This is a genomic window from Aquitalea palustris, from assembly GCF_003693445.1.
GTDB lineage: Bacteria > Pseudomonadota > Gammaproteobacteria > Burkholderiales > Chromobacteriaceae > Aquitalea > Aquitalea palustris.
Genome location: NZ_RFAR01000021.1, coordinates 65,983 through 92,194, shown reverse-complemented (window position 1 = coordinate 92,194; position 26,212 = coordinate 65,983). Strand labels below are relative to the sequence as shown.

Annotated in this window: 29 protein-coding genes and 1 tRNA gene; 17 read left to right on the top strand and 13 right to left on the bottom strand. The window is 60.8% G+C overall.

Features of this window, described 5'->3' with window-relative positions:
* The 12 genes from EAY64_RS06440 to EAY64_RS06380 all read left to right on the top strand — a co-directional run.
* Positions 1-266 (top strand): hypothetical protein (locus EAY64_RS06440; RefSeq protein ID WP_199734397.1); only part of this gene is annotated, 266 nt, incomplete at its 5' end.
* Between the two features lie 3 nt (positions 267-269).
* Positions 270-1,517 (top strand): DUF2800 domain-containing protein, encoded by a 1,248-nt coding sequence (locus EAY64_RS06435; RefSeq protein WP_103523954.1) that lies wholly within the window; start codon positions 270-272, stop codon positions 1,515-1,517.
* Positions 1,514-1,699, top strand: coding sequence for a hypothetical protein (locus EAY64_RS06430; protein ID WP_103523953.1), 186 nt, complete (start codon positions 1,514-1,516; stop codon positions 1,697-1,699). Before EAY64_RS06435 ends, EAY64_RS06430 begins: the two co-directional genes overlap by 4 nt.
* Positions 1,680-2,216 carry a DUF2815 family protein gene (locus EAY64_RS06425; RefSeq protein ID WP_103523952.1) on the top strand — a complete coding sequence of 179 codons (537 nt, stop codon included), beginning with the start codon at positions 1,680-1,682 and terminating at the stop codon, positions 2,214-2,216. The genes EAY64_RS06430 and EAY64_RS06425 overlap by 20 nt, the downstream gene beginning before the upstream one ends.
* 2 nt (positions 2,217-2,218) lie before the next feature.
* Positions 2,219-2,476 carry a hypothetical protein gene (locus EAY64_RS06420; RefSeq protein WP_103523951.1) on the top strand — a complete coding sequence of 86 codons (258 nt, stop codon included), beginning with the start codon at positions 2,219-2,221 and terminating at the stop codon, positions 2,474-2,476.
* Positions 2,477-2,541: 65 nt separating this feature from the next.
* Positions 2,542-4,635 carry a DNA polymerase gene (locus EAY64_RS06415; RefSeq protein ID WP_103523950.1) on the top strand — a complete coding sequence of 698 codons (2,094 nt, stop codon included), beginning with the start codon at positions 2,542-2,544 and terminating at the stop codon, positions 4,633-4,635.
* Positions 4,636-4,637: 2 nt separating this feature from the next.
* Entirely contained in the window at positions 4,638-4,901 is a 264-nt protein-coding gene (locus EAY64_RS06410; protein WP_103523949.1) for a PDDEXK family nuclease, read from the top strand.
* Positions 4,898-6,292, top strand: a complete 1,395-nt coding sequence (locus EAY64_RS06405) for an SNF2-related protein (protein WP_199734396.1) — start codon at positions 4,898-4,900, stop codon at positions 6,290-6,292. Before EAY64_RS06410 ends, EAY64_RS06405 begins: the two co-directional genes overlap by 4 nt.
* Positions 6,289-7,287 carry a hypothetical protein gene (locus EAY64_RS06400; RefSeq protein WP_103523948.1) on the top strand — a complete coding sequence of 333 codons (999 nt, stop codon included), beginning with the start codon at positions 6,289-6,291 and terminating at the stop codon, positions 7,285-7,287. The genes EAY64_RS06405 and EAY64_RS06400 overlap by 4 nt, the downstream gene beginning before the upstream one ends.
* Before the next feature lie 239 nt (positions 7,288-7,526).
* On the top strand, positions 7,527-7,904 hold the full coding sequence (locus tag EAY64_RS06390; protein WP_103523946.1) for a hypothetical protein: 378 nt from the start codon (positions 7,527-7,529) through the stop codon (positions 7,902-7,904).
* Positions 7,905-7,912: 8 nt separating this feature from the next.
* Positions 7,913-8,149 (top strand): DUF4224 domain-containing protein, encoded by a 237-nt coding sequence (locus EAY64_RS06385; RefSeq protein ID WP_103523945.1) that lies wholly within the window; start codon positions 7,913-7,915, stop codon positions 8,147-8,149.
* Positions 8,150-8,214: 65 nt separating this feature from the next.
* Positions 8,215-9,237, top strand: a complete 1,023-nt coding sequence (locus tag EAY64_RS06380; protein ID WP_324255848.1) for a tyrosine-type recombinase/integrase — start codon at positions 8,215-8,217, stop codon at positions 9,235-9,237.
* 50 nt (positions 9,238-9,287) lie between these two features.
* On the opposite strand, the gene EAY64_RS06375 is transcribed toward EAY64_RS06380, so the two are convergent.
* The 9 genes from EAY64_RS06375 to EAY64_RS06335 all read right to left on the bottom strand — a co-directional run bounded on the left by EAY64_RS06375 (position 9,288) and on the right by EAY64_RS06335 (position 17,482).
* A tRNA-Ser gene (locus EAY64_RS06375) sits at positions 9,288-9,378 on the bottom strand.
* 209 nt (positions 9,379-9,587) lie between these two features.
* Entirely contained in the window at positions 9,588-11,258 is a 1,671-nt protein-coding gene (gene recN, locus EAY64_RS06370) for a DNA repair protein RecN (protein WP_103523943.1), read from the bottom strand.
* A gap of 12 nt (positions 11,259-11,270) precedes the next feature.
* Complete coding sequence (locus EAY64_RS06365) at positions 11,271-12,146, bottom strand: NAD kinase (protein WP_059285503.1); 876 nt, start codon at positions 12,144-12,146, stop codon at positions 11,271-11,273.
* A 10-nt stretch (positions 12,147-12,156) separates the two neighbouring features.
* Positions 12,157-12,825: a response regulator transcription factor gene (locus EAY64_RS06360; protein ID WP_103523942.1), complete on the bottom strand. Its 669-nt coding sequence runs from the start codon at positions 12,823-12,825 to the stop codon at positions 12,157-12,159.
* Positions 12,822-15,095, bottom strand: a complete 2,274-nt coding sequence (locus EAY64_RS06355) for an ATP-binding protein (RefSeq protein ID WP_103523941.1) — start codon at positions 15,093-15,095, stop codon at positions 12,822-12,824. The genes EAY64_RS06360 and EAY64_RS06355 overlap by 4 nt, the downstream gene beginning before the upstream one ends.
* A gap of 153 nt (positions 15,096-15,248) precedes the next feature.
* Positions 15,249-15,782 carry a peptide-methionine (S)-S-oxide reductase MsrA gene (gene msrA / locus EAY64_RS06350; protein WP_103523940.1) on the bottom strand — a complete coding sequence of 178 codons (534 nt, stop codon included), beginning with the start codon at positions 15,780-15,782 and terminating at the stop codon, positions 15,249-15,251.
* Between the two features lie 55 nt (positions 15,783-15,837).
* Positions 15,838-16,743, bottom strand: coding sequence for a histone deacetylase family protein (locus EAY64_RS06345; protein ID WP_103523939.1), 906 nt, complete (start codon positions 16,741-16,743; stop codon positions 15,838-15,840).
* An 11-nt stretch (positions 16,744-16,754) separates the two neighbouring features.
* The gene (locus EAY64_RS06340) at positions 16,755-16,970 is read right to left on the bottom strand and encodes a DUF1653 domain-containing protein (RefSeq protein WP_103523958.1); all 216 of its coding nucleotides are present in this window, start codon (positions 16,968-16,970) and stop codon (positions 16,755-16,757) included.
* A 56-nt stretch (positions 16,971-17,026) separates the two neighbouring features.
* On the bottom strand, positions 17,027-17,482 hold the full coding sequence (locus tag EAY64_RS06335; protein ID WP_103523938.1) for a GNAT family N-acetyltransferase: 456 nt from the start codon (positions 17,480-17,482) through the stop codon (positions 17,027-17,029).
* 60 nt (positions 17,483-17,542) lie between these two features.
* Here EAY64_RS06335 and EAY64_RS06330 point away from each other — a divergent pair, with 60 nt between their 5' ends.
* Positions 17,543-18,490, top strand: coding sequence for a tRNA dihydrouridine synthase (locus EAY64_RS06330; RefSeq protein ID WP_103523937.1), 948 nt, complete (start codon positions 17,543-17,545; stop codon positions 18,488-18,490).
* A gap of 588 nt (positions 18,491-19,078) precedes the next feature.
* Here the strand turns inward: EAY64_RS06330 and EAY64_RS20365 are convergent.
* The 3 genes from EAY64_RS20365 to EAY64_RS06320 all read right to left on the bottom strand — a co-directional run bounded on the left by EAY64_RS20365 (position 19,079) and on the right by EAY64_RS06320 (position 20,830).
* Positions 19,079-19,231 (bottom strand): hypothetical protein, encoded by a 153-nt coding sequence (locus EAY64_RS20365; RefSeq protein ID WP_158604626.1) that lies wholly within the window; start codon positions 19,229-19,231, stop codon positions 19,079-19,081.
* 11 nt (positions 19,232-19,242) lie between these two features.
* Positions 19,243-19,821, bottom strand: coding sequence for a LexA family protein (locus tag EAY64_RS06325; RefSeq protein ID WP_103523936.1), 579 nt, complete (start codon positions 19,819-19,821; stop codon positions 19,243-19,245).
* A 208-nt stretch (positions 19,822-20,029) separates the two neighbouring features.
* A complete protein-coding gene (locus EAY64_RS06320; RefSeq protein ID WP_103523935.1) occupies positions 20,030-20,830 on the bottom strand; it encodes a helix-turn-helix transcriptional regulator in 801 nt (266 codons plus the stop codon).
* Between the two features lie 224 nt (positions 20,831-21,054).
* On the opposite strand from EAY64_RS06320, the gene EAY64_RS06315 reads away from it, so the two are divergent.
* The 4 genes from EAY64_RS06315 to EAY64_RS20360 all read left to right on the top strand — a co-directional run bounded on the left by EAY64_RS06315 (position 21,055) and on the right by EAY64_RS20360 (position 25,517).
* Positions 21,055-22,548, top strand: a complete 1,494-nt coding sequence (locus tag EAY64_RS06315) for an aldehyde dehydrogenase (protein ID WP_103523934.1) — start codon at positions 21,055-21,057, stop codon at positions 22,546-22,548.
* Between the two features lie 26 nt (positions 22,549-22,574).
* Positions 22,575-23,957 carry an aspartate aminotransferase family protein gene (locus EAY64_RS06310; RefSeq protein WP_103523933.1) on the top strand — a complete coding sequence of 461 codons (1,383 nt, stop codon included), beginning with the start codon at positions 22,575-22,577 and terminating at the stop codon, positions 23,955-23,957.
* A 147-nt stretch (positions 23,958-24,104) separates the two neighbouring features.
* Positions 24,105-25,199, top strand: a complete 1,095-nt coding sequence (locus tag EAY64_RS06305; RefSeq protein WP_103523932.1) for a polyamine ABC transporter substrate-binding protein — start codon at positions 24,105-24,107, stop codon at positions 25,197-25,199.
* Between the two features lie 150 nt (positions 25,200-25,349).
* Positions 25,350-25,517 (top strand): hypothetical protein, encoded by a 168-nt coding sequence (locus tag EAY64_RS20360; RefSeq protein ID WP_158604625.1) that lies wholly within the window; start codon positions 25,350-25,352, stop codon positions 25,515-25,517.
* Positions 25,518-25,590: 73 nt separating this feature from the next.
* Here EAY64_RS20360 and EAY64_RS06300 read toward each other — a convergent pair whose 3' ends face one another.
* Entirely contained in the window at positions 25,591-25,980 is a 390-nt protein-coding gene (locus EAY64_RS06300; RefSeq protein ID WP_158604624.1) for a phasin family protein, read from the bottom strand.
* Positions 25,981-26,212: the final 232 nt, after the last annotated feature.

Sequence of the window (26,212 nt, the reverse complement as noted above, 5' to 3'; positions counted from 1 at the left end):
CGGCAACCAACACCGGCGACTACTCGGCGGCAACCAACGCCGGCAACCGGTCGGCGGCCGAGGTAAGTGGCAAAGCCTCCGTTGCAGGTTCTTTCGGTATCGAAGGACGCGCCCGTGCCAGTGAGGGCGGCGCAATTGTTGTTTGCTACCGCGATGAGGACGACGGCTCTCTGGTCCACATTCGCGCCAGCAAGGTGGGTGAAAACGGCATCGAGCCCGACACCTGGTACGTACTGACCGCCACCGGCGAATTCAAGGAGGTCTAAGTCATGGCCCACGCACAACTTTCCCCCTCTAGCGCATCGCGCTGGCTGCACTGCGCAGGAAGTGTCGCGCTCCACGCTCAGTACCCCGACCAAGGTAGCGAGTTTGCCGACGAAGGCAGTGCAGCCCACGCGCTGGCTGAACTTTGCCTGACGTCGGATTGCGAGGCCGAGCGCTTCGTTGGTATGGACATCAGTTTTGGTGAAGACAAGACCCACCAGGTCGATGCCGAGATGGCTGGCTTCGTACAGCAGTACGTCGATTACGTTCGCGCCCTGGGCGGCGAGCTGATGGTCGAGCAGCGTCTCCCGATCGAATCTCTGACCGGAGAGCAGGGCGCTGCGGGCACCAGTGACGCGGTAGTGATCCTGGGTACTGAGCTGATCATCTGCGATTTGAAATACGGCCGTGGCGTGAAGGTCGACGCGGTAGGAAATGAGCAGCTCGGGATCTACGCCGCTGCGGCGTACGAAGAGCTCTCCCTTATCCACGACATTCAGTCGGTACGCATGGTCATCCACCAGCCGCGGCTGAACCACGTCAGCGAATGGGATTTGCCCGTTGATCGCGGCGGTGAAGGCCAGGATCTGACCAAGTTCATCCGTAGCGTCCGCTCTCGCAGTGCCATCGCCATTCAGTTTGTCGGCAAGACACCTGACGACGTGAGGGCTGAAGACCTGTTCCCGTCTGAAAAGGGCTGCCGCTGGTGCCGCGCCAAGGCGACTTGCCCAGCGCTGACCAAGCACGTTCTCGACACGGTGGCCGACGACTTTGTTGACGTCTCGCAACCCATCGCGCCGCAGCTGGCGGGCTCCGCCCAGCGTCAATACGACAACGCCACCCTGGGTAACCTGCTGAGCGCAGTGGATCTGATCGAGGACTTCTGCAAGGCCGTCCGCGCCAAGGCTGAAGCCGAGCTGTTCGCCGGTCACGCGGTGCCGGGCTTCAAGCTGGTGGAAGGGCGTCGTGGTTCCCGCAAGTGGGGTGACCCGGTCGAGGTGGAGACCACCCTCAAGGGCATGCGCCTGAAAACCGAGGAAATGTACGACTTCACCCTGATCAGCCCGACCACTGCCGAGAAGCTCCACAAGGCAGGGACGATTGGCCCGCGCCAGTGGCCCAAGCTGCAGGCCTTGATCACCCAAGCCGACGGCAAGCCCTCTGTGGCGCCTGAATCGGACAAGCGCCCCGCGCTGGTGATCACGCCGACAGTGGATGAATTCGAGGACGTTACGGAAGAAAGCCTCGTATGAACCATCTGCTGCTACCCCTTGAAGCGCAACTCGCTTTGATGCGAGCAGCGAAAACCGAGCCGTCTGCAAGCGATCCGGGTAAGCGGCAGAAGGCGATTGACACCACCACCACCCGGATTAAGCAGCAGTACCCGACCTTCTTCAAAACCGAGGATTACGAAAATGAAAATCAAGCTGAATGACGTACGCCTGGCCTTCCCGGCCCTGTTCGAAGCCAAGACCGTAAACGGTGAAGGTGAACCCGCATTCTCCGCCGTGTTCCTGATGACCCCGGACCATCCGGCCATTGCGGAACTGGAAGCGGCCTTCGAGACCATCGGCAAAGACAAGTGGGGTGCCAAATGGCCTGCCGTGAAGAAGGAAATCATGGCCAAGGACCGCACCGCCTTGCATGACGGCGATACCAAAGCCGACTACGCCGGTTTTCCGGGCAACCACTTCGTGTCGTCCCGCAACAAGACCCGCCCCCTGGTCATCGACAAGGACCGCTCGCCGCTGCTGCCGTCCGATGGCAAGCCTTATGCCGGCTGCTACGTGAATGCGTCCGTTGAGCTGTGGGCCCAGGACAACAACTACGGCAAGCGCATCAACGCCAGCCTGCGCGGTGTCCAGTTCCTGCGCGACGGCGATGCCTTCGCCGGTGGCGGTGCGGCTACCGAAGACGAGTTCGACGCGGTGGAAGAGGAGGCGTTGGTTTAACCATGGCGCTCATTCTCATCATGATCCGCGACGAGCCGGATGGCACCGTATCCGTGCTGCTGCAGGACGAACCGCGCTGCACCCCTGACCAGGTCGAATTCAGCCCGGCCCAGCACATTGGAGCCACGGCGCTGAATGCGATTCACGCCAGCCTGCAGGAGGTCGGCAAGACCACCATCGACCTGAGCGCCGCGCCGTCAGCCCAGCCCCCTTTCAAGCGCAAGCTGGAAATCGTGGGTACGGACGAAATGCCCATCTGATCCTGCTCTATGCCCTTGGCTCACGCCGAGGGCATTCGGAAGGAAAGACACCGAGAAAGAATAAGATGAAGCCCCCTCTATATCTGGACCTGGAAACATACTGCGAAGTGCCGATTACCCACGGCACCCACGCTTACGCTGAAAGCGCAGAAGTCATGTTGTTTGCCTACGCAATTGGCGACGGGCCGGTGAAAGTGTGGGACTGCACCCAGAATAAGCACGTCGTGCACGTTCCGATCGACCTGTACGAAGCGCTAGAAGATCCAGAGGTACTGATCTACGCCCATAACTCCCAGTTCGACCGCACTGTCCTGCGTCACGCGGCACCCTGCAAAGCGGCCAAGGCCGCTGCCGAGAATCGCGGCCGCTGGCGTGACACCATGGTCCAGGCGCTGGCCCACTCGTTGCCCGGCAGCTTGAGTGACTTGTGCGAGATATACCGTCTGCCCACTGACAAGGCTAAGGACAAGGCCGGCAAGGGCTTGATCCAGCTGTTCTGCAAACCCCGCCCGGCCAACAGCAAGATCAGCCGCGCCACCAGTGCCACCCATCCGGACGACTGGGCACGGTTCGTCAGCTACGCGGCCTCTGATATCGAAGCCATGCGTGTACTGGCGGCCAAACTGCCAAAGTGGAATTACCAAGGCGATGAACTGGCCTTGTGGCACCTTGATCAGCGGATCAATGATCGCGGTTTTCTTGTTGACCTCGACCTCGCCCAGGGCGCAATCCATGCGGTCAATGGCGCACAGAAGAAGCTTGCCGCCCGTACTAAGCAGCTGACTGGTGGTGCCGTAGAGTCGGCCACCAAGCGCGATGCCATGCTGCGGCACATGCTCGAAGCCTATGGTGTTGAGCTGCCAGACCTGCAGCAGAGCACCCTCGAGCGCCGCATTACCGACCCAGACCTACCGCCCGAGCTGCGCGAGCTGCTGGCCATCCGCATGCAAGCCAGCACCACCAGCACCAGCAAGTACAAGACCTTGCTCAAGGGCGTCAGCAAAGACGGACGTCTGCGCGGCACGCTGCAGTTCAATGGCGCCAGCCGTACCGGCCGCTGGGCTGGTCGTCTGTTTCAGCCTCAGAACTTGCCGCGCCCAGTGCTGGGCCAGGACGAGATCGATATGGGCATTGGCGCAATCAAGGCTGGCTGCGCCGACCTGGTCGCCCCGACCAACGTCATGGAGCTGACTAGCAGCGCCATCCGTGGCTGCATCATCGCACCCCCGGAAAAGAAGCTGGTGGTGGCCGACTTGTCCAACATTGAAGGCCGCATGCTCGCGTGGTTGGCGGGCGAACAGTGGAAGCTCAATGCCTTTGCGGATTACGACAAGGGTATCGGTCATGACCTGTACAAGCTGGCTTACGCCAAGGCGTTCGGTATCCGGCCGGAGGACGTCGACAAGGCCATGCGCCAGATCGGCAAGGTCATGGAATTGGCGCTGGGGTATGAAGGTGGTGTCGGCGCGTTCCTCACCTTCGCCGCAGCTTACAACATCGACCTCGAGGAGATGGCCGACCTTGCGATGCCTGCCATCCCACAGGCGATCATCAACGAATCCAACAGCGCGCTGGCGTGGACGAAGCTCAATCGTCGACCGACTTTCGGCCTGACTGACAAAGCCTGGGTTGTGTGCGATTCCCTCAAGCGTCTGTGGCGCTATGCACATCCTGAAACCACCGCCTTCTGGAAAGAGCTGGAAACGGCCGCCGTTATGGCCACGGCTACGCCCGGTCAGGTTTTCAAAGTGCGCCGCCTGAAGGTCCAGCGCGTTTCCATGTGGCTCCGCGTAGCGCTGCCATCCGGTCGCAACCTCTGCTACCCAGGCCCGCAGGTAGACGACGGCAAGCTTTCCTACCTTGGCATCAACCAGTACAGCCGCAAGTGGGGCCGGCTCAAGACCTACGGCGGCAAGCTGGTGGAGAACGTCACCCAAGCGGCAAGCCGGGACATTCTCGGGGCCAACATGCCGGCCATCGAGCAAGCGGGTTACGACATCGTGCTCTCGGTACACGACGAGAACATCACCGAAGCCCCTGACAACGAGTTTTACAACGCTGAGCACCTGGCCGATCTGATGGCCACGAACCCGGAATGGGCCACCGGCTTGCCATTGGCAGCGGCTGGCTTCGAAGACTACCGCTACAGAAAGGACTGACCATGCGCGAATCCGATATCGAAAACTACCTGGTAGACGAAGTGAAGCGCCTTGGCGGCGAGTGCCGGAAAGTGCGCTGGATCGGCCGCAACGGTGCGCCTGACCGTTACATCATGCTGCCCGGCCATTGCATCTGGGTAGAGCTGAAAGCCCCGGGCGTTGTCCCCAAGCCCCACCAGCTGCGCGAGCACAAGCGCATGCGCAACCTTGGCCAGCGTGTCGAGGTGGTGGACAGTTTTGAGCGCGTAGACGAGGTGCTGCGGTGAGCCAAGCCTTCACTCCGCGCCCATACCAGGACGTCATCATCGACTACATTCTGACCAACCAGCGCTGCGGCGTCTGGGCCGGGATGGGTCTCGGCAAGACAGTCAGCACCCTGACCGCCCTGGACATCCTTGATTTGGTAGAGGACGCCTTCCCGGCTTTGGTTGTCGCCCCGTTACGCGTGGCCAGATCCACCTGGCCTGATGAGGCCAGCAAGTGGGATCACCTGCAGCATCTGAAGGTGAAGGCCGTGACCGGTACCGCAATCGAGCGCAAGGCCGCCCTGAATACCAAGGCGCACATCTACACCATCAACTTCGAAAACCTGCCGTGGTTGGTGGAAGCACTGAAGGACGCGTGGCCCTTCAAGACTGTGGTGGTAGACGAGTCGACCAAACTCAAGGGCTTCCGGCTGCGGCAGGGCACGCTCAGGGCCAAAGCCCTGGCCACTGTGGCGCACGTGAAGGTCGATCGCTTTATCGAGCTGACCGGCACGCCCAGTCCAAACGGGCTGGTGGATCTGTGGGGGCAGGCCTGGTTCCTGGACAAGGGCGTCCGGCTTGGGCGCACCTTCAATGCCTTCACTGACCGCTGGTTCCAGCAGCTACGCGTTGGTAGCGATCCGCATGCCGTTCAGCTCCAGCCGATGCCGCATGCCCAGGGCGAGATTCAGGACAGGCTGCGCGACATCTGCCTGACCGTCGATGGTCGTGACTATTTTGATTTGCGCGAGCCGGTGGTCAACACCATCAGGGTGCAGTTACCTCCGGCCGCGCGTGAGCTGTACCGGGACATGGAGAAAACCATGTTCATGGAGATCGAGGGCGAAGAGATCGAAGCCTTCGGCGCAGCGGCCAAAACAATGAAGTGCCTGCAGATCGCGAATGGCGCGGCCTACGTGGGCGAAGACGCAGTTGAATGGAAAGTGATTCACGATGAAAAAATTGCAGCACTTGAAGAGATTGTGGAAGAAGCGGCCGGCATGCCAGTACTGGTGGCCTACCACTTCAAATCCGACCTCGCCCGGCTCCAAAGGGCTTTCCCTAAAGGTCGGCAACTGGATGCTGATCCTGGAACGATTCGAGACTGGAACGCGGGCCGTATTCCGCTTCTCTTTGCACATCCGGCATCCGCAGGCCACGGCCTGAACCTGCAGGACGGCGGCAACATCCTGGCGTTCTTCTCGGTCAACTGGAACCTGGAAGAGCACCAGCAAATTATCGAACGCGTTGGGCCGACCCGCCAGCTGCAGGCCGGCCACGACCGACCGGTATTTATCCATTACATCTTGGCCGACGACACCGTCGATGACCTGATCCTCGACCGCTTGCAGACCAAGCGCCAGGTGCAGGACATCCTGCTGGAAGCCATGAAAGCGAGGGGACTGAAATGAAAGATCAGGCGTTTGAGGCAGCGGTTCTGCAAGTGGCTAAAGAGCATGGATACGCCTACATGGACAAAGTATTAGCCAAGCGAGATGGTCACTATTTGACATTATGGGTGGACAGTATGCGAATCGGTTGGGACGCAGCTCAGGCTGCTTGCGACAAGACGATGGTAGTGGTGGCAGAAATCGACCAGCAAGGTCGCCTGAAGATCCTAAACCACAGTGCTCTTGACTACGGCACCAAGCTTTACGCTTGCTCGATTGCCGCCCTGCAACCTGATGGTGATGCCCATCTGTGCCCGACCTGCCAGCGATACAACAAGACCTGCCCGTTGGACGGCTTCGATACCGTCACTGCGTGCGTTGAGTATCGGCCCACAGTCCCGCAGCCTGATGGGGTGGGGGATGGCGGAGAAATGGATGACGCCAATTTTATTGCACTGGAAAATCTTGCCAATTGCCAAGCCTGTAACGCCCCGGCTGGGAGTGGGGAGGCTTGCAAGAAATGCGGGCAGATTGATATTGGCCAGTATGGTGAATATCCGTGCCCTAAGTGCGGGCTGCCGACGCTGCACGAGGCCCAGCAACCCGCCCCGGACGGCGAGGCGGTGGCGTGTAAATTCTTCGCATACGAACCTGACAACGGTTTTGAAACATACAACACCAAAGCGGAAGCCAAGCAAGCAGCACAAGACAGCATCGATAGCTACCGTGAGGATGCAGCTGATGGCTGGCCGGATGAAGTGGAAAACGTGTACTGGGGTGTAGTGCTTGGCACTACCAAACAAGTACCGGTGCCAGATGATGGCTATGACGGAAGCCACGGCATTGCAGATTCCGGCCCATTTGTTGACTACGTGCTGACCGAGCACGTCAGCCCCGCGCCGGTCAATCAGCTGGTGGATTTGTTGAGACAAGCCCGCGAGGATATGCGCTCTGCCAATTACAGCACCGCTGCAATTCGCTTGGAAGCCGCCCTCGCCGCAGCCGGGAAGGAGTGATGGATGGCTGACGTCAAATACAGATTGCGGTATTGCCCTCGCTGCGCCGGTAAAGCAAGAGTTGAGCGCAAGGATTTTCGCAAGGGGCAAGGAGCTGACAGTCCATACCGTGTCGGCTGCAAGGATTGTGAATACAGAACGCCGTGGGTGCAGATTTCGCAGCTACAGGAGGTCGTAGATCAATGGAACGATGAAGGTTACAGCGCCCTCATGCCGTACCAACCAATGGAGCACCAACCATGACTGAGCAACGGAAGCTTTTTTTACGCGGCGATGAAATTTGCTACATCAGCCGGGAGGATGACCAATCCTTTGGAATGCCGATTCCCGTAGCGCGTTTTTTCGGTGATGAATCTGACAAAGTCGAGCTTGAAGCCTGCCTCGCCGCCCAGCCATCCCCGCAGCGGGTGGCGGTGCCGGAGGGGTGGAAGCTGGTGCCGAAGGAGCCGACGCGCGGAATGCTGGACTCTGCCCATGTGAATTTCAGGAAGGATATTGAAATTGATCCTCTTCTGAAAACGTCATACCGCGCCATGCTCGCCGCCGCCCCGCAGCCTGATGGGGTGGGGGATGCCCTCGCCGGGGCTTGCCTGTCTCCCTGCATCAAGACGCCGTAGGAGCACACATGAGCACAACGGAACTGCTTACGGCCGATGAGCTGGTCGAGGTGACGGGATACAAGCACATCGCAAGTCAGCGCGAATGGCTTGATAAGAACGGGTGGGCCTACGTCGTGAATGCGGCGGGGCGACCCATTGTTGGCCGCTGGTATGCACGCATGCGCCTGGCTGGGGTGAAACCCACTGCTGGCAATGGTGGGGTGCAACAAAGCTGGCAGCCTGACTTTACTGCACTGGGGTAAGTCCTATGCGACCCAAGTCGACCCACCGTGATTTGCCGCCCAGGATGCTGCGCCGCGTGCGCACCATGAAGAGCGGCAAGGTGTGGGAGTCCTATTTTTACAATGGCCGCGACGCTTCCGGGCGTCGGATCGAGATTCCGCTTGGCCACGATCTGAACGAAGCAAAGCGCAAGTGGGCGGAGCTTGAGTGTCAAGACCGGCCGCCGGAGACCGGCCTGATGCGCTACATCTTCGACCGGTACGAGCGTGAGATTCTGCCAACAAAGGCCGTGTCCACTCAGCGGGAGAATTTGGGGTGCCTCGGCAAGTTGCGCAAAGTCTTTGACGGCGCTCCGATCGATGCCATCACGCCGCAGTTCATTGCCCAGTACCGCGACAAGCGCGGTGCTGTCGCTCCGGTGCGCGCCAATCGCGAAATTACGCTGTTCTCCCATGTATTCAACATGGCCAGGGAGTGGGGGTATACCGCTCGCGAAAACCCGGTGAAGGGCGTGCGCAAGAACAAGGAAACACCGAGGGATTTCTATGCAGATGCTGCCGTATGGGATGCGGTCTACGGTGCGGCCTGCGTGGAATTGCGGGATGCCATGGACTTGAACTACCTGACCGGCCAGCGCCCCGCAGACGTTTTGAAAATGCGCTATTCCGACATCCGGGACGGTGCACTGGAAGTAAAGCCAAATAAGACACAAAAATCGTCAGGTAAGAAGCTGCGCATCCTGCTGGACGATCCGGACACTGGTCGCACGATGTTGGGCCAGTTGATTGATCGTATCCGGGCGCGCGCTCGCGATACCAAGTTGACCAGTATGTGCATCGTGGCCACGCCGGCCGGGGCCGCGCTGAACCAATGGACGCTGCGTACTCGTTTTGATGATGCCAGAGACACCGCAGCAAAGGCAGCTGAGAAGGCGGGGGATATGGCACTGGCAAAGCGGATCAGGGAGTTCCAGTTCCGCGACATCAGGCCGAAGGCAGCGAGCGAGACCGACCTTGCCCACGCCAGCAAGTTGCTGGGCCACACCGATAAACAGATCACTAAAACGGTTTATCAGCGCGTCGGCGAGACTGTGCTGCCGACCAAGTGAGGGGCGGTAGCGGAAAAGAAAACGGCCCCGATTGGGGCCGTTTTCTATGTTGGCGGAAGTGGTGAGATTCGAACTCACGGACGGGTATTAGCCGTCGCTTGTTTTCAAGACAAGTGCCTTAAACCACTCGGCCACACTTCCTAAAACTTGGCGGGTTGCGGAAATGATTTCCGCAAGTTGCGGAAACGATTCTCTGAAACCCTTATTCTGCAAGGCTTTTGGAGCCGACTCAACAGTTTTCAAGACTGCTGGTTTAAACCACTCACCCAAACCTCCGCAGTGTCCATGTCATCGGCGCTTGGCGCCGTTGGCAAAGAGGACGCAATCATAACCGTACTCAGCCCATTTGGCTAGGGGGTTGCACGGTTCATTTCCAGCATTTCTGCGGCATGCTGGCGGGTGGTCTGGGTGAGTTCGGCGCCGCCCAGCATGCGGGCGATTTCCAGCACGCGCTGTTCGTGCTCCAGCGGGGTGATGCGGCTGACCACGCGCTTTTTCTCTTCGCGCTTGCTGACCTGCCAGTGCTGCTCGCCGCAGGAGGCCACCTGCGGCAGGTGGGTGATGCACAGTACCTGATAGCGCTGGCCCAGCTGCTTGAGCATGTGGCCGATGACTTCCGCCACGCGGCCGCCAATCCCCACGTCCACTTCGTCGAATATCAGCGTCGGCACGCTGGCTACTTGGCTGATCACCACTTGCATGGCCAGGCTGATGCGCGACAGTTCGCCGCCCGAGGCTACCTTGGCCAGCGGACGCAGGCTGGTGCCGGCATTGGCGGCCACCAGGTATTCGATGGATTCCAGGCCGTGGGCACCGGGTTCGGCCAGTGCGGCCAGTTCGATGGCGAAGCGGGCGCTGCTCATCGCCAGTTGCTGCATTTCCTTGCTGATGCGGGCGGACAGTTCGCTGGCGGCCTGGCGACGTTTGCCGGACAGGGCTTCGGCCAGGGTGCGGTAGCGCGACAGGCTAGCAGTTTCGGCCAGGGCCAGGGCTTCGCTGTCGGTGGAGGCTTCCAGTGCGGCCAGCTGGGCTTGCCAGTCTTCCAGCTTGAGCGGCAGTTCCTGCGGCTGTACGCGGTATTTGCGCGCCATGCTCATCAGGCTGTCGATGCGGCTTTCCACTTGTTGCAGCTGGCCGGGGTCTTCGTCGATATCGCTGGCGTAGTCGCGCAGGCTGTACACCACTTCGCGCAGTTCGGCGTCGACCGAATCCAGCAGCGACAGGGTGTCGGCCAGGCGCGGGTCGAGGTTGGCCAGCTTGCTCAGTCGGCTTTGTACCTGGGTGAGCACGGACAGGCAGTTGCCCTCCATCTCGGACAGGGTGTCCACGGCGTACTGGGCGCTTTGTACCAGCTCGGCGGCATTGGCCAGGCGCGAGTGGCTCTGGTTGAGGCCGGCCCATTCGTCCTGTTGCAGGCCGAGTTCGGTCAGTTCGTTGATCTGCCAGGTGAGCCGTTCGCGTTCCACTTCGGATTCACGTGACAGCTTGTCGGCATCGCTGCGTGCCTTGCGCGCGGCTTGCCATTCCTGCCAGGCCTGGTGCACTTCGCGCGCCAGCGAGCTGCTGCCGGCATAGGCGTCCAGTAGTTCGCGCTGGGCTTCGCTCTTTACCAGCGACTGGTGCGCATGCTGGCCGTGGATGTCGACCAGAAACTCGCCCAACTGTTTGAGCTGGGACAGCGTGGCCGGCTGGCCGTTGATAAAGCTGCGTGAGCGACCGGATTTATCCAGTACGCGGCGGATGAGCACGATGTCGTCGTCGCCGGACAGGGCGTTTTCTTGCAGCCAGACCTTGATCTCTGGCCGTTGCCGGCTGTCGAATTCGGCGCTGATTTCTGCCTTTTCGGCACCTTCGCGCACCAGTGAGCCTTCGGCGCGGTCGCCCAGCAGCAGGCCGAGGGCATCCAGCAGGATGGATTTGCCGGCACCGGTTTCCCCGGTGAGTACGGTGAAGCCGGGGGCAAAGTCCAGCGCGATGCTGTCAACGATGACGAAATCTTTGACCAGTAGGGATAGCAGCATGGTGTGTGCGTGTCAGAGCAGTCGCTCGCCCCAGTGAAGCTTGTGGCGCAGCATGTCGTAGTAGTTGTAACCCACCGGATGCAGGATGCGCAGCGGGTTGCGGTAGCGGCGGATCAGCACGCGGTCCATTTCCATCAGGTCGCAATGCGATTGGCCATCGAAGTGCACGCGGGCGTCCAGTCCGCGGGTCAGCATGAATTCCACTTCGCAGGAGTCGTTAACGGCGATGGGCCGGTTGTTCAGCGATTGCGGGCAGATGGGCACCAGGGCAATGGCCTGCAGCGTAGGGTGCAGGATGGGGCCGCCGGCAGCCAGTGAATAGGCAGTGGAGCCGGTTGGCGTGGAAACAATCAGCCCGTCCGAGCGTTGGCTGTAGACGAACTGGTTGTCGATGAAGACTTCGAATTCGATCATCGAGCCTACCGCGCCACGGCTGAACACGATGTCGTTGAAAGCCAGTGCATTGGCCACTTCGGCATCTTCGCGGATGAGCGAGGCCTGCAGCAGGATGCGGTTTTCCGGGACAAAGTGGCCGGCGAGGATGGCGTCGATGGCTTCCAGCATTTCATGGCGCGGGATGTCGGTCATGAAGCCAAGTCGGCCCTGGTTGATGCCCACCAGCGGTACGCGGTAGGGGGCCAGCACGCGGGCGATGGAGAGCATGGTGCCGTCGCCGCCCAGTACGATGACCAGATCAGCCAGCTTGCCCATGTCGCTGCGTTCGATCAGCAGGTGCGGGCCGGCTTCGGCCGGCGTGGCGCTTTCCTTGTCGACGAACACGGTGATGCCGGCTGCGGCCAGGTGGTCGGCCAGCGTGCGCAGCGACTCCACCACTTGAGGTTTGCTATGTCGTGCCACCAGGCAGACGTGTTTGAACAGTCGTTCCATGTGGGCGATTCTACTGCCTTGCGGTCGTTTCGTTCAAAAAAGACTCGTCGCTGCGTTTTTTGCCGGTGGCTTCGAGTGCCTTGAGGTAGAAGCGAATGAGGTCGGCCAGCGAATCCACCCCCAGCTTGCTGAACAGATTGGCGCGATGTACCTCGATGGTGCGCGGCGACAGGTCCAGCTGGCGGGCGATTTCCTTGCTGGACATGCCGTCGGCTACCAGTTCCAGCACTTCGCGCTCGCGGCCGCTGATGCGGTCCAGCAATTGCATGACTTCCTGGGTTTCTTCTTCCTGCTGCTGCTGGTGAATGCTCATGCGAATGCCCTTGCGCAGGCTGTCGATCAGGCGGTTCTGGTCGATGGGCTTGGTCAGGAAGTCGATGGCACCAGACTGGAATGCCCGGCGGCACTGTTCGATGTCGCCATGGCCGGTAATGAACACGATGGGAATGGTGACGCCGCGTTCCACCAGTTTTTCCTGCAGCGCCAGGCCGGTAATCTGCGGCATGCGGATGTCCAGCACCATGCAGCCGATTTCGCCTTCGGTATAGCTGTCGAGAAACTCCATGGCACTGGCGAAAGTCACCGTGCGCATGCCCTGGGCCATGATCAGCAAGGCCAGCGAGTCGCGCACGGCCGGATCGTCATCCACGATGAAAACGGTTGGCATCATGTACTTCATGAAACTTGTTCTCCTGCTACAGGCTGTGCTGTCAATGTGGTAAGTGCCGGGAGGTCGATCACGAATTGCGCGCCGCCCGATGGGCGGTTGCTGGCCAGGATCTGGCCTCCCATATTGTCGATGGCCGTCTGGCAGATGGCCAGTCCCAGCCCCATTCCGTTGGGTTTGGTGCTGAAGAAGGGGTCGAATATCTGGTCTTGCACTGCTGCGGCTATGCCGGGGCCGTTATCGGCGATCATGATACGCACTCGTGTCGCATCCTGCTCGGTGCTGATGATGAGTCGGCCCCAGGGATGGACGCTTTCCATGGCATCGATGGCGTTGCGCAATATGTTCAAAATCACCTGCTCCAGCTGAATGTTATCAGCATAAACGGCAGAGAGCTTGTCGGAAAAATACTGTTCCAGATGAATATCGTGGCTTTGCAGCTCGTATTCCAGCAAGGCGAGGGCATTGCTGACGGTCTGGTTCGGGTCCAGCAGGCTCTGGTGCTGATTGCGCTTGCTGACGAATTCGCGCAGGCGCTGGATAACCTGGCCGGCACGCTGTGCCTGGTGGGCGGCGTTCTGCATGGCGCGGCACACCAGCGGCAGGTCGGGGTCTTCTTCCTGCAGCAGGCTGAGGCTGGCCTGGCAGTAGCTGACAATGGCCGACAGCGGCTGATTGATTTCATGGGCGATGCCGGAGGCCATTTCACCCATGGTATTGATGCGCGCCACGCGCGCCAGCTCTTGTTCGTGCTGGCGCAGGCGGCGCTCGCTGGCTTCCAGTGCGGCCAGCATGTGCTGACGGCGCGGGGCCGTATCGCGCAGGGTGAGCACGGCACCCAGTAGCCGCGCTTGCTGGTCGAATACCGGTGACACGCTGCCTTCCACCAGTAATTTTTCGCCCGAGCTGCGGGTCAGATAGCTGCTGTCCGGCAGGTAGACGCTGTCACGAATCTGCATGGCCTGGGTGAAGGGGTCGCTGCTGCCGGGACGGGCAAATTCTTGTCCCAGACGCAGCAGCTGGCGCACATTCTTGCCGATGACGCTGTGATGGCCTGGTCCCAGCAGCATGCTTGCCGATGGATTGAGGTACTGGATGCGAAAGGCGGTATCGAAGGTGACTACCGCATCGGCAATGGCTTGCAGGGTAACGCTGGCATGTTCGCGTTCGCGGTGCAGGTGATCCATGGCGCGGCGACGGATATTGCGCTGGCGCTGCTGCTGGGCCGCCAGCAGCCATAACAGGTAGCACAGCAAGGTATTGGCGGTCAGGCCCACGGCCAGCAGGGGCAGGGATAGTTGCTGCCATGCCAGTGGCTGTGCCAGTTGCAGGCGGTAGCCGTCGACAGGCAGCGCGGCTGGCAGCCGGGCGCTTTGCAGTGGCAGCAGATGGTTGTCGTCAGCAGCCGGGCCGCTGGCCAGCAATGGGCTAGCGTTGCCATCGGGGCTGAGCAGGCTAAGTTGCAAGCCGTCGTATTTTGCGGTGGAAGCCGCCAGCAGGCCATCCAGTTGCAGGCTGATCAGCAATACGCCTTGCAACTGCTCGCTGCGCACCAGCGGGTTGGGCGAGGGCGGACGGGTACTGTAGCGGGCCTGCAGCAAGAGCAGGTGCCAGTGCTGGCCGATGCGGAAGGGCGGACTGAATTGCACCGAGCCCTGGCTGACAGCTTGCTGCAAAGTCGGACCAACTGCCGGATCGTGCAGCAGGTCCAGTCCTTGCATGGCACGCAGCGCTGCCGGCGGCGAAGGTTCTTGCATCAGCAGCGGCAGGTAGTCATGGCGCGGTGGTGCCGGCACGTAGTTGCCGCTGTCCTGGCCCGCGGTGTTGCGAGTGAGCCAGTAGTCGCGGATGGCAAAGACCTGCCCGCGCTGCTGGCTTTGCTGTTGTTCGAAGCGGGCACGCTGCTCGGCGCGGATGCGTGGCTGCCAGCCCAGATAGTCGATAAACGGCTGGCGGGCGGTGGCGAGGCCAGCGAAATCGCGCAGCTCAGGGGTGGGGTCGGCTGCTTGCTGTGGCTGCAGCGTGCTGGCGTGGTCCAGCGAGGCCAGCGCCAGTTGCATGTGCGCGTTGATATCGGCCTGTAATTGGCTGGTCAGGCTATCCAGTGCCTGTTGCTGACGCTGCATGGCTTCGTGCACCAGCAACAGGCCCAGTAGGGCGCAGAGCAGCAAATACAAGCCGGCCAGCAGCCATTTGTGGCGGCGGTCGGCTTCCCGCAGCAGCTTCAGGTGTTTGTGCAGCAGGCTGGATGGTTGTGAGGTGGAAGTGGGCTGGGCTGGCATGATGTTGTGGTGTATTGGCCAGTCATGGCAATGCAGCTGTCGACTGTAGCAGCAAGGGCCGCGTAACGCTAATTTGATAGCGGCCCGGCCTGCTGCGGCAGCCTGTGGCGGCCGGGCTGCCTGTGGCCGGTTTCACGCCGGCCATGGCTTGTTTCAGTTACTTTTCAGCCATTGGGCAAACTGCCGGCGCATTTTCATTTGCTTGGGCAGGATCACCGCCTGGCAATAGGCTTCGTGACCGTGCAGCTCGAAATAGCGCTGATGATAGTCTTCGGCCGGATAAAAGTGGCTGGCGGCTTCCAGGGTGGTGACGATGGGGGCGGGGAAGATCTGTTGCTGATCGAGGGCAGCCATGTAGTCGCTGGCAATACGCTGCTGTTCGGCGTCGTGAAAGAATATGGCCGAGCGGTACTGGCTGCCGACATCATGCCCCTGGCGATTGAGTGTGGTGGGGTCGTGGGTGGCGAAGAACACCTGCAGCAGCTGGCTGAAGCTGATGAGCTGCTCGTCAAAATCAATCTCCACCGCCTCGGCGTGGCCGGTCTGGCCGCTGCACACGCTGCGGTAGTCCGGATTGCTGGTATGGCCGCCGATATAGCCGGACTGCACCTGCCGTACGCCTTGCAAGGCCAGGAAAATGCTCTCGGTACACCAGAAACAGCCGGCGGCCAGTGTGGCTTTGCTCATGATTTGCTCCTGCGATCGTGGGTGGTCATGGTTGGTCGGTCTGGCTGGGCCGTGCTTACAGTGCGCCGGCTTGGCTGTGGTAGTGCCAGGCAAGGTGCACGGTATTGCGCTGAATGGCCACCGTGTCGGCAATATCGTTGGCGTAACCGCCGGCCATGGTAATGGCCAGTGCCGCGCCATGGCTGGCGACCTGTTGCAGCACCAGCCGGTCGCGCTGTTGCAGTCCGGTCATGCTGAGCGCCAGCTTGCCCAGCCGGTCGCCAGCATAGCTGTCAGCCCCGGCCAGATAAAACACCAGTTCCGGTTGATGTTGCTGTAGCAGTAGCGGCAGCTGCTGTTGCAGCAAGTTGAGATAGACATCATCGCCGGTGGCATCGGGCAGGTCGATGTCGAGTGAACTAGCCTCCTTGCGAAAGGGAAAGTTCTTTTCCCCGTGCATGGAAAAGGTGAATACCCGGGCATCATCGCGAAAGATGGCAGCCGTGCCATTGCCTTGATGGACGTCCAGATCGACCACCAGGATGCGCCGGACCAGCCCTTCTTGCAGCAGCAGGTTCGCGGCGACCGCCACGTCGTTGAATACGCAGAACCCACTGCCCTTGTCACGGTAGGCGTGGTGGGTGCCGCCAGCCAGGCTGATGCCGCAGCCATGCAGCAAGGCCGAGCGGGCGGCAGCAATGGTGGCACCTACCGAGCGACAGGAGCGCTCCACCAGCTGTGGCGACCACGGCAGGCCGATTTCACGCCAGGCGCGCGCCGGCAGGCTGCCATCCAGTACCTGGGCGATGTATTCCGGGCTGTGCGCTTGCTGCAGCTCCCAGGGTGTGGCTGCAGCTGCCGTGTCCAGGCAGTCGGCGGCGAAGCCGGCCACGGCCTCGGTCAGCATCCGGTACTTTTGCGCGGGAAAACGATGACCGGCAGGCAAGGGCAGGGGAAACTGGTCGGTACGGTAAATGTGCATGGGCCAGTAGTCTAGAACAGCTTGACCGGGGCGAAGCGTGGCCGGCTTTCGCCTTCGTGGATCACGGTTTCCAGAAACATGCCGGCCGGGCGTGTCCACAGTTGATACTCGCCATACAGGGCGCGGTAGGCCACCATCGGCTCATGCGTTTCCGAATGCAGACCCAGACCCAGTACCTCGTACAGATTGCCACGATAGTGGCGATAGATGCCGCGCGGGATGTCCATTGCGTGCTCCTTGCAGTCAAAACTGCTCGCCAGCATGGCCGGGTGCAGCCGCCCGGTCAACTCTCCTTGCCATCCCAGTAGTAAACCCGGAAGTCGGTGTCGAGTACGAAACCGTTGCGTTCATACAGTCGTTGCGCCTTGCTGTTGTCATGGGCAGTTTGCAGCATGATGTCGCCGCCACCCAGCGCCAGAACATGAGCCTGACACACTTGCAGCAATTGCTTGCTGACACCGCTGCCACGGTATTCCGGGGCAACATAGAGGTCGTGCAGCAGCCAGCTGGGCTTGAGCGTCAGGGAATTGAATCCCGGGTACATCAGGGCAAAACCCACCGCAACACCGGCATCCTCGGCCAGCCACAGCCGCGCTTCGTGATGACTCAGCCGGGCTTCGAGAAAGGCCAGGCAATCGGCAGCAGCCTGCTCTACATGATAAAAGGCCAGATAAGCCTGGAATAGCGGCAGGCAGCTGGCGGCTTGGTGCGGTGCCAGGGGGGAGATTTTCAAGGTCATGCATTCGCTCCGGTGCAGTGATTCCGTTACAATAGCGCCCTTTTTTCAGCAGGTTAAGCCATGAATCTGATGCTGGCGCCGATGGAGGGTCTGGTCGACCCGATCATGCGGGATGTACTGACCCGTCTGGGCGGTATCGACTTGTGCGTAACCGAGTTTGTCCGTGTCACCAATGTATTGCTGCCGACGCGTACTTTTCACCGGCTGGCGCCTGAATTGCTGCATGGTGGCAAGACGCGGGCCGGTACCACGGTGCGGGTGCAGTTATTGGGGTCTGACCCGGCATGCCTGGCAGAAAACGCCGCCAAAGTGGCTGGCCTTGGTGCACCTGGAGTCGACCTGAATTTCGGCTGTCCGGCACCGACGGTAAACCGCCATCGCGGCGGCGCGGTATTGCTGACCGAGCCGGAACTGCTCCACCGCATTGTCAGCCAGGTAAGGGCGGCTGTGCCGGGGGCGATTCCGGTAACTGCAAAGATGCGGCTGGGCTACGAAGACAAGAGTCTGGCGCTGGAGTGTGCCCAGGCGCTGGCCAGTGCAGGGGCAGCCGAGCTGGTGGTACATGCCAGGACCAAGCTGGAAGGCTACAAGCCGCCGGCGCACTGGGACTGGATTGCCCGTATCCGCGAACACGTCAGTGTGCCGGTGATCGCCAATGGCGAGGTATGGACCGTGGCGGATTACCACGCCATCCGGGCACAAAGCGGCTGTGACCGTGTCATGATCGGGCGCGGCCTGATTGCGGCGCCGGATCTGGCGCGCCGTATCGCTACCGACCAGTCGGCCACGCCCATGGCCTGGCCACTGCTGATGGAGTGCTTGCTCGACTTCTATCAGCAATGCGTGGCAGAGGCAGGCGAGTCGCGCTATCCGCCTGCCCGGCTCAAGCAGTGGCTGGGGCAGTTGAAGAAGACCTATCCCGAGGCCGCCAGTTTTTTTGAAGTGATCCGCCGCGAGACTTCTGCTGAGAATATTCTCAAGATAATGCGCGATATGTCTGCTAAGTAAATTCACCCATAGTCAATGCCATGGGCAAAGCGATAGGATGCGTCTGTGCTTGGTTCTTGGTATGGATCCAGGCGCTGTATGACCGGATGCCCTCAGCTTCCGGTACTTACACTTCCCCGATACCCTGTTAGACCCTCCCCTTGTGGGAGGGCTTTTTTATGGTTGTCCACATTTCATCTCCCTTGTCTTGCAGCCAAGGCCTGTCATGGTGTGCGGCTTGCCAATCTGCGCACCAGCCTTTATCTGGCTCTCATTTCAGCTACACCTTCTCGCCTGTTGTTCATGCCTCGCCTGGCCGGCTAGCTTATCGGCGAATGCAATATACGGAAGACTGCTGCTCAGCTGAGCCAAGCAATACGGCGTGGCCGGTGCATGGCGTGCTTGTCAGGGTACTTGTGTCTGGCGCGGTGGCGGGGATGGATTATTGACCGGCTGCAGCATGACCGTTGGGCTGCGCCGCAGTGGCGCGCAGATCTGGCCTTGCTGTCCTCGGCCTGATGGCAGGTGGGCTGCAGCTGGGTTTGTGTGTAGCAAGGCCGGCATGACGCCGGCCTGCTGGGTGAGTTGCGATGGCTGCGCGCTGTGGCTTCAGACAAATTGCACCGGGACAAAGTAGCTACGGCCTGTGCGGGACACCAGCACTTGTGGCTGACCGGCGCGCACTTCGCGAAAGGCACGCGGCAGGCGGCGCCAGTCCATGAACTTCATTTTGATCAGGCTTTCATCGATTTGCATTTGCATCTTGCTCTCCTTTACGAGACCGGATGGATGACATTGGTCACCACACCCCAGATAAACAGCGCCGCTTCTTCAGGCACCTCAATCGGCGCGTAGGCCGGGTTTTCCGGCATCAGAAACAGCCCGCTCGCCGTTTTCTCCAGCCGCTTTACAGTCAGTTCACCATTGATGACGGCCACCACCACCTTGCCGCTACGGGCTTGCAAGGAGCGGTCGACAATCAGCAGGTCGCCATCGTGGATGCCGGCATTGATCATGGAGTCACCCTTCACCGTCACCATGAAGGTGCTGGCCGGGTGGCTGACCAGATGGGCGTTCAGGTCGATGTCGGCTTCCTTCAGGTCATCTGCCGCCACTGGCGAACCGGCGGGTACCCGACTGGCGAACAGGGGCAGCGACAGCTGGCTGAGGGTATCGGACAGGGTACGGATATCCTGCGTGTCCGCCGTTTTTACCGAGCGTAGCTGGCGGTATTCAGCCAGCCAGCCTTCCAGCAGGGGGCGCAGTGGTTCCGGCACCCGCATGGCCACGGTCTTGTCGCCACCGAATGCGGATTTGCGCCCTGCGCCATCGCGTTTACCACCTTGAGCCATGCCGGCTTCCTTTGCTGTTGCTGTGACATTGATTGTGTACAAATTCAAATTGCTTGGCAACCTGCATTGGAAAAATGTCTTGTTTTGCTGTGGCTTACTGTGTCATTCCTGTCGCAGGTCACGCTGTTGCAATAGCAAAAATCATTGAATTTAAATGCTTTTAGCCCATGCCGGCTGGCAGGGCGGGCAAGGGGTGGTCATGCCGGCATTAATCGGAAGCAGCAGCGCTGGGGGCGGAAAACAGCAGAAACAGGCCAGCCTGATTGCTGACGCCCAGCTTGGCGTAAAGATTGCGCCGGTGCACTTTGGCGGTATCCAGCGAGATGCCCAGCTCGCGCGCAACGGCCTTGGTGGAGTGGCCGGCCAGCACCAGCAGGGCGACTTGCACTTCGCGCTCGGTGAGGTGCGGCTCGCCACGCTGGCGCAGCGCATCTTCCAGCCGCAGCTGGCGCTCGGCCGGGTTGTGGCGCAGCTGCTCGGCCAGATAGCCATCCAGCCGGATGGCCTTGCCCATCAGTGGCAACAGCCAGGGGCTGAACAGCTGGCAGGCACCGATTTCGACATCGCTAAAGCGCCGGCGGCTGCCCAGCGACAAGGACAATACACCCTGGCCGGATATGGGCAGCAGGAATTGCAGTTCATCGGCCCCGACATTGCGGCTGAAGTACTGGTGGAAATACGCGGTGTCACGGAATGAGTCGGGGGCTACATCATCCAGCCGGTACAGGCCGCCAGCTGGCTGTTGCTGGCTGAAGACGTAGAAAGGGTCGATGCGGTAGAGCTGGGCGCGGTAGTCGGCAAACAGGTCGGCAGCCGCCAGATTGGCAGCATGATCGGCCAGGATGTGCGGTGCCTGTTCCGGCTGAAACAGCAGTACCACCCAGGTATCGAAGGTGATGACATCGGCCAGCAAGCGTGCCAGTGCCGGCCAGAAACCAGGTTCGCCCAGCTTTTCCATCAATCGGCCCAGCCTTTGGTGAAAGGCCAGGTCTGCCACTGCAAGCTGCATGTTCATTCCTTTGTTGGGGCCGTCCATGGGCCCGGATTGCCCGCCATGATGCCGCAAGCAGGGCTGTGGCTCGCTACCCCGGCGGGGTTAGTTGGCTAACCCATCAAGGCTATGTTGCTGGTGCCGGCACCTGCCTAGACTGGCCGGCAATGAGTAGCAAGCCTGCCAACGGCCATCGGCCAGTTCCCGGCGCAGGACTTGCATCCCGACAGGAGAGTAGCACGATGCATGCACGAGATACCGCTTTCTGGACAGCCCGCGCTGCCGCATTGCGCCCCGCCGCCCAGGCTTATATCGATGGCCGGCTGCAGGATGCGCGGGACGGCCGCCAGTTTGCCAGCAGCTGCCCGCATACCGGCCAGACGCTGGCCATGGTGGCGCGCTGCGACCGGGCAGATGTCGATGCTGCGGTGACCGCAGCACGCCGCAGCTTCGATGCCGGTCACTGGTCGCGCTGCCATCCGCGTGAGCGCAAGGTGGTGCTGCAAAAGCTGGCGCAACTGTTGCGCGACAATGCCGACGAGCTGGCCTTGCTCGATTGCCTGGACATGGGCAAACCGATCTCGGATGCGCTGAATATTGATGTCCCGGCTACCGCGGCGCTGTTCGACTGGTATGCCGAAGCCTGCGACAAGCTGTACGACGAAGTAGCTCCCACCGGGCCGGATGCGCTGGCGCTGGTCACGCGTGAGCCGGTGGGCGTGGTGGCGGCGGTGATTCCCTGGAATTTCCCGCTGGACATGGCAGCGTGGAAGGTGGCCCCGGCGCTGGCGGCCGGCAATAGCGTGCTGCTGAAGCCGGCCGAACAGTCGCCCTTGTCGGCCATTCGGCTGGCACAACTGGCCAGCGAGGCCGGCCTGCCCGATGGCGTGCTGAATGTGCTGCCCGGCTATGGCGAAGAAGCCGGGCAGGCCATGGGCCTGCACCCGGATATCGATTGCCTGTCGTTTACCGGCAGTACCGAAATCGGCAAGCGCTTTCTGGCGTATTCCGCTGCTTCCAATATGAAGATGGTGTGGCTGGAGTGCGGTGGCAAAAGCCCGAATCTGGTGTTTGCCGACTGTGCTGATCTGGACGCGGCAGCGCGCAAGGCGGCCTTTGGCATCTATTTCAACCAGGGCCAGGTGTGTTCTGCCAGTTCGCGCTTGCTGGTCGAATCCAGCATTCACGACCGTTTTATCGAAAAACTGTTGGCTGAAATGGCCGCCTTCCAGCCGGGCAATCCACTGGACCCGGCCACCCGGCAGGGGACGCTGGTGGATGCCGGCCATACCGCGCGGGTACAGGGTTTTATTGCCAGCGGCCTGCAACAAGGTGCCAGCCTGTTGGCCGGCGGCGAGCGCCTGCGCATAGGCCATAGCGATTGCTATCTGCAACCCACGCTGTTTACAGGCGTCACCCCCGACATGCGCATTGCCCGTGAGGAAATCTTTGGCCCGGTGCTGTCAGTGCTGCGTTTCGACAGCGAAGCCGAGGCCATCGCCCTGGCCAATGACAGCATCTATGGCCTGGCAGCGGCGGTATGGACCGACCAGCTGCGCCGTGCCCACCGCGTGGCCCGCGTCCTGCGCGCCGGTACGGTTTCGGTGAATACCGTGGATGCGCTCGACCCCGGCGTGCCGTTTGGCGGCTGCAAGCAGTCCGGCTTTGGCCGCGACCTGTCGCTGCACGCGCTGGACAAGTTCAGCCAGCTCAAGACTACCTGGATCAGCCTGTAAGCCGGTGCGCCGGCATGGAGACCTCAATGAAAAATACCCAACCCGTTCGCAGTACCGCCGAATACCAGGCGATGGATGCCGCCCACCATATTCATGCCTTTCTCGATCAGAAAGCCTTGAACGAGGAGGGTGCGCGCGTCATCACCCGTGGGCAGGGCCTGTATTTATGGGATAGCGAGGGCAAGAAGTATCTGGATGGCATGTCTGGCCTGTGGTGCACCAATGTCGGTTATGGCCGGCCGGAGCTGATCGAAGCCGCCACCCGCCAGCTGCAGCAGCTGAGTTACTACAATATGTTTTTCCATACCACCCATCCGGCGGTGGTGGAATTGTCCGAGCGGCTGTTTTCCCTGCTACCCGGCAGCTATAGCCATGTGATTTATACCAATTCCGGCTCGGAGGCCAACGAGGTGCTGATCCGCACCGTGCGTCGCTTCTGGGATGTGATGGGCCAGCCGGACAAGAAAATCTTCATTGGTCGCCACAATGGCTATCACGGCTCCACCGTGGGCAGTGCTTCGCTGGGTGGTATGGCCTTCATGCACGAGATGGGCAATCTGCCCATTCCCGGTGTCGAGCACATTGCCGAGCCTTACTGGTATGCCCATGGCGGCAAGCTGAGCCCGGCCGAGTTTGGCCTGAAATGCGCGCAGGAACTGGAGGCGAAAATCCTGCAGCTGGGCGCGGACAAAGTGGCTGCCTTTGTCGCCGAACCCTTCCAGGGCGCGGGCGGGATGATTTTTCCACCGGAAAGCTACTGGCCGGAAATCCAGCGTATCTGCAAGAAATACGATGTGCTGCTGTGCGCCGACGAGGTGATTGGCGGCTTTGGCCGTACTGGCGAATGGTTTGCCCACCAGCATTTCGATTTCCAGCCTGACACGCTCAGCATCGCCAAGGGGCTGACCTCCGGCTACATCCCCATGGGTGGGCTGGTATTGTCGCGACGCATGGCCGAGGCGCTGGTCGCCAAGGGCGGGGTGTTTGCCCACGGTCTGACGTATTCCGGCCACCCGGTGGCCGCCGCCGTGGCGCTGGCCAATCTGGATGTATTGCAAGGTGAAGGCATGGTGGAGGCGGTGAAGCAGGATACCGGCCCCTATCTGCAAGCCTGCCTGCGTCAGATATTCGCCGAGCACCCGCTGGTGGGCGACATCCAGGGGACGGGCATGGTGGCGGCCCTGCAGCTGTGCGAAGACAAGGCCAGCCGCCAGCTGTTTGCCAACGAAGATGACATCGGCTGGCGCTGCCGTACTCATGGCTTTGACGAGGGGCTGATCATCCGCTCCACCCATGGCCGCATGATCATGGCGCCGGCGTTGGCCATTACCCGCAGTGAAATCGACGAGTTGCTGGACAAGACCCGCCGCGCGGTGGACCGCACCGCACAGGAGCTGGGCCTGCTGTAAACCCAGGGCGGCGGCTGCCGCCCTGCCAGACCCTGATGAACGGCCATTCAGAGCCGGCATGACTCATTCCCAGTTGCGCCATTTACCCCGCAGGCCAGCCATGCGCCGGCCTGCGGATTTCGTCACAGGAATATCGGGAGTCCCATCATGAGCCGTAAACCCACCATGCGCCTGCTATTGTCCGGCGCGGCACTCTGTCTCGGCCTGACCGCGCAGGCTGCCGAGCTGCACGTGTACAACTGGTCCGATTACATCGGTGAACAGACCATCAGCAGCTTCGAGAAACAGACCGGCATCAAGGTGAAATACGATGTCTACGACAGTGACGACACCTTGCAAGCCAAGCTGCTGACTGGCAAGGCAGGCTACGATATCGTCGTGCCCACCTCCAACTACATGGCCCGGCAGGCGGCAGCCGGCATCTATCTGCCACTGAACAAGGCCGAGCTGCCCAATCTGGCCAATCTTGACCCGCAGCTGCTGAAAATGGTGGCCAGTGCCGATCCGGGCAATAAATACGGCGTACCCTACGCCTGGTTTACCGACGGCCTGGGCCTGAACCTGAACAAGGTGAAGGCGGCGCTGGGCAATGAAGTGGCGCTGGACAGCTGGGATGTGCTGTTCGAGCCAGCCAAGCTGAGCAAGTTGAAGGGCTGTGGCGTATCCATGCTGGATCAGGCCAGCGACGTGTTTGCCATCACCCTGCATTACCTGCACAAAGACCCCAACAGCAAGAATCCGGCCGATTATCAGGCAGCATTCGAAGCCCTGAAGAAGATCCGCCCCTATATCACCCAGTTCAACTCTTCCGGCTATATCAATGATCTGGCCAATGGCGATATCTGCTTTGCCGTGGGCTGGTCCGGCGATATCGGTATTGCCCGCCGCCGTGCGGCTGATGCCGGCAAGCATTATCAGATCAGCTATGTCATTCCCAAAAGCGGGGCGCCGTTTTCCGTCGACATGATGGCCATTCCCAAAGATGCACCAAACCCGCAGGCGGCCCATCAGTGGATCAACCACATCCTGCAGCCGGATGTTGCTGCCGGCATTACCAACAAGGTGTTCTACCCCACGCCTAATCTGCCGGCACGCAAGCTGGTGCAAGCAGCCATTGCCAGCGATGGCGGTATTTATCCGTCGCCAGCAGTCATGCAAACACTGTTTCTGTTACAGCCCTTGCCCAGCGATATCCTGCGTTTGCAGAACCGGCTGTGGACGCAGCTGAAAACCGGGCGTTGAGGCTGCTGTTTGTGTGGCAGATGGCGGTGTTCGGCCGGGCTGGCGTTGAATCGGCAGCCGACTCAGGGTAGTCTCTGCCCCTTGCCGGCCAAGGTGGCCGCGCAGCCGGTACTGCCAGGGTGGCGGTGACGGGTTTATCCGGGGAAGACAATGCGAGTACAGGCGAATCCGGCCGATATCGGTCGTTGTGGTTGTGGGCGTCGTGATTATTGCGATGGCAGCCATGGTCTGAGTGAAGAGCAATGGCAGGCCAGGCTGGCCGAAGAGCAAAAGCAGGCCGAGCAGCTGGCAGCAGAAGCTGATTTCGGCGACGACTGAGCACTGGCGGCCCATATCGAAACAGCCCGCACATCCTGATGGATGGCGGGCTGTTTGTTTGACAGTGGCGGTGTTATTTCTTCTTGTCTGCCGTCTCCGGCTGATGCAGATAGGCAGCCATGCCTTGCAATGAGTTTTGCATGCTGCCCAGGTGCTCCAGCGCCAGGCCTTGCAACTCTTCCTGCGCTTTGGTCAGGATGCCGCAAAATTCGCCGGAACATTCCATGGCCTGGTTGGCATTTTCCTTGGCGATGGTGCTGATCTGATTGAGTGCTTCTTGCGGGCTGCCGGCCTGGCTAAGGGCTTGCAGCGATTTGGCATAGTTGTCCAGCTGGGTACGACTGGTGCTGATCTGGAAGTTCATCAGTTGCTCGACATTGTTCATCGAAACCTGCAAGAACTTCAGGGTGATGTCGAGGCTGGGCTGCTGAGGGAAGCGGGCATTTTTCGGGCTGGATGACATGGGCGTTCTCCTGGGCTGGCGCAGCGGCATGGAAAATCAGGAAGGTGATCTCCAAGGTCGGGCTGCAGCTGATTTGAACGTTGCCCAGAGCAAACGTTCAGTGTGCTGCAGGAGGACGGCGCTGCGGTGAGGCTGCGCCGCCCTTGCCCTAGTACTTGCAATAGGCCTGGGGCGGCTGGCCTGGGCTAATTCCTGCGTGGCTCTTGTGTAGAAAACTGGCCTTTGGAATGGT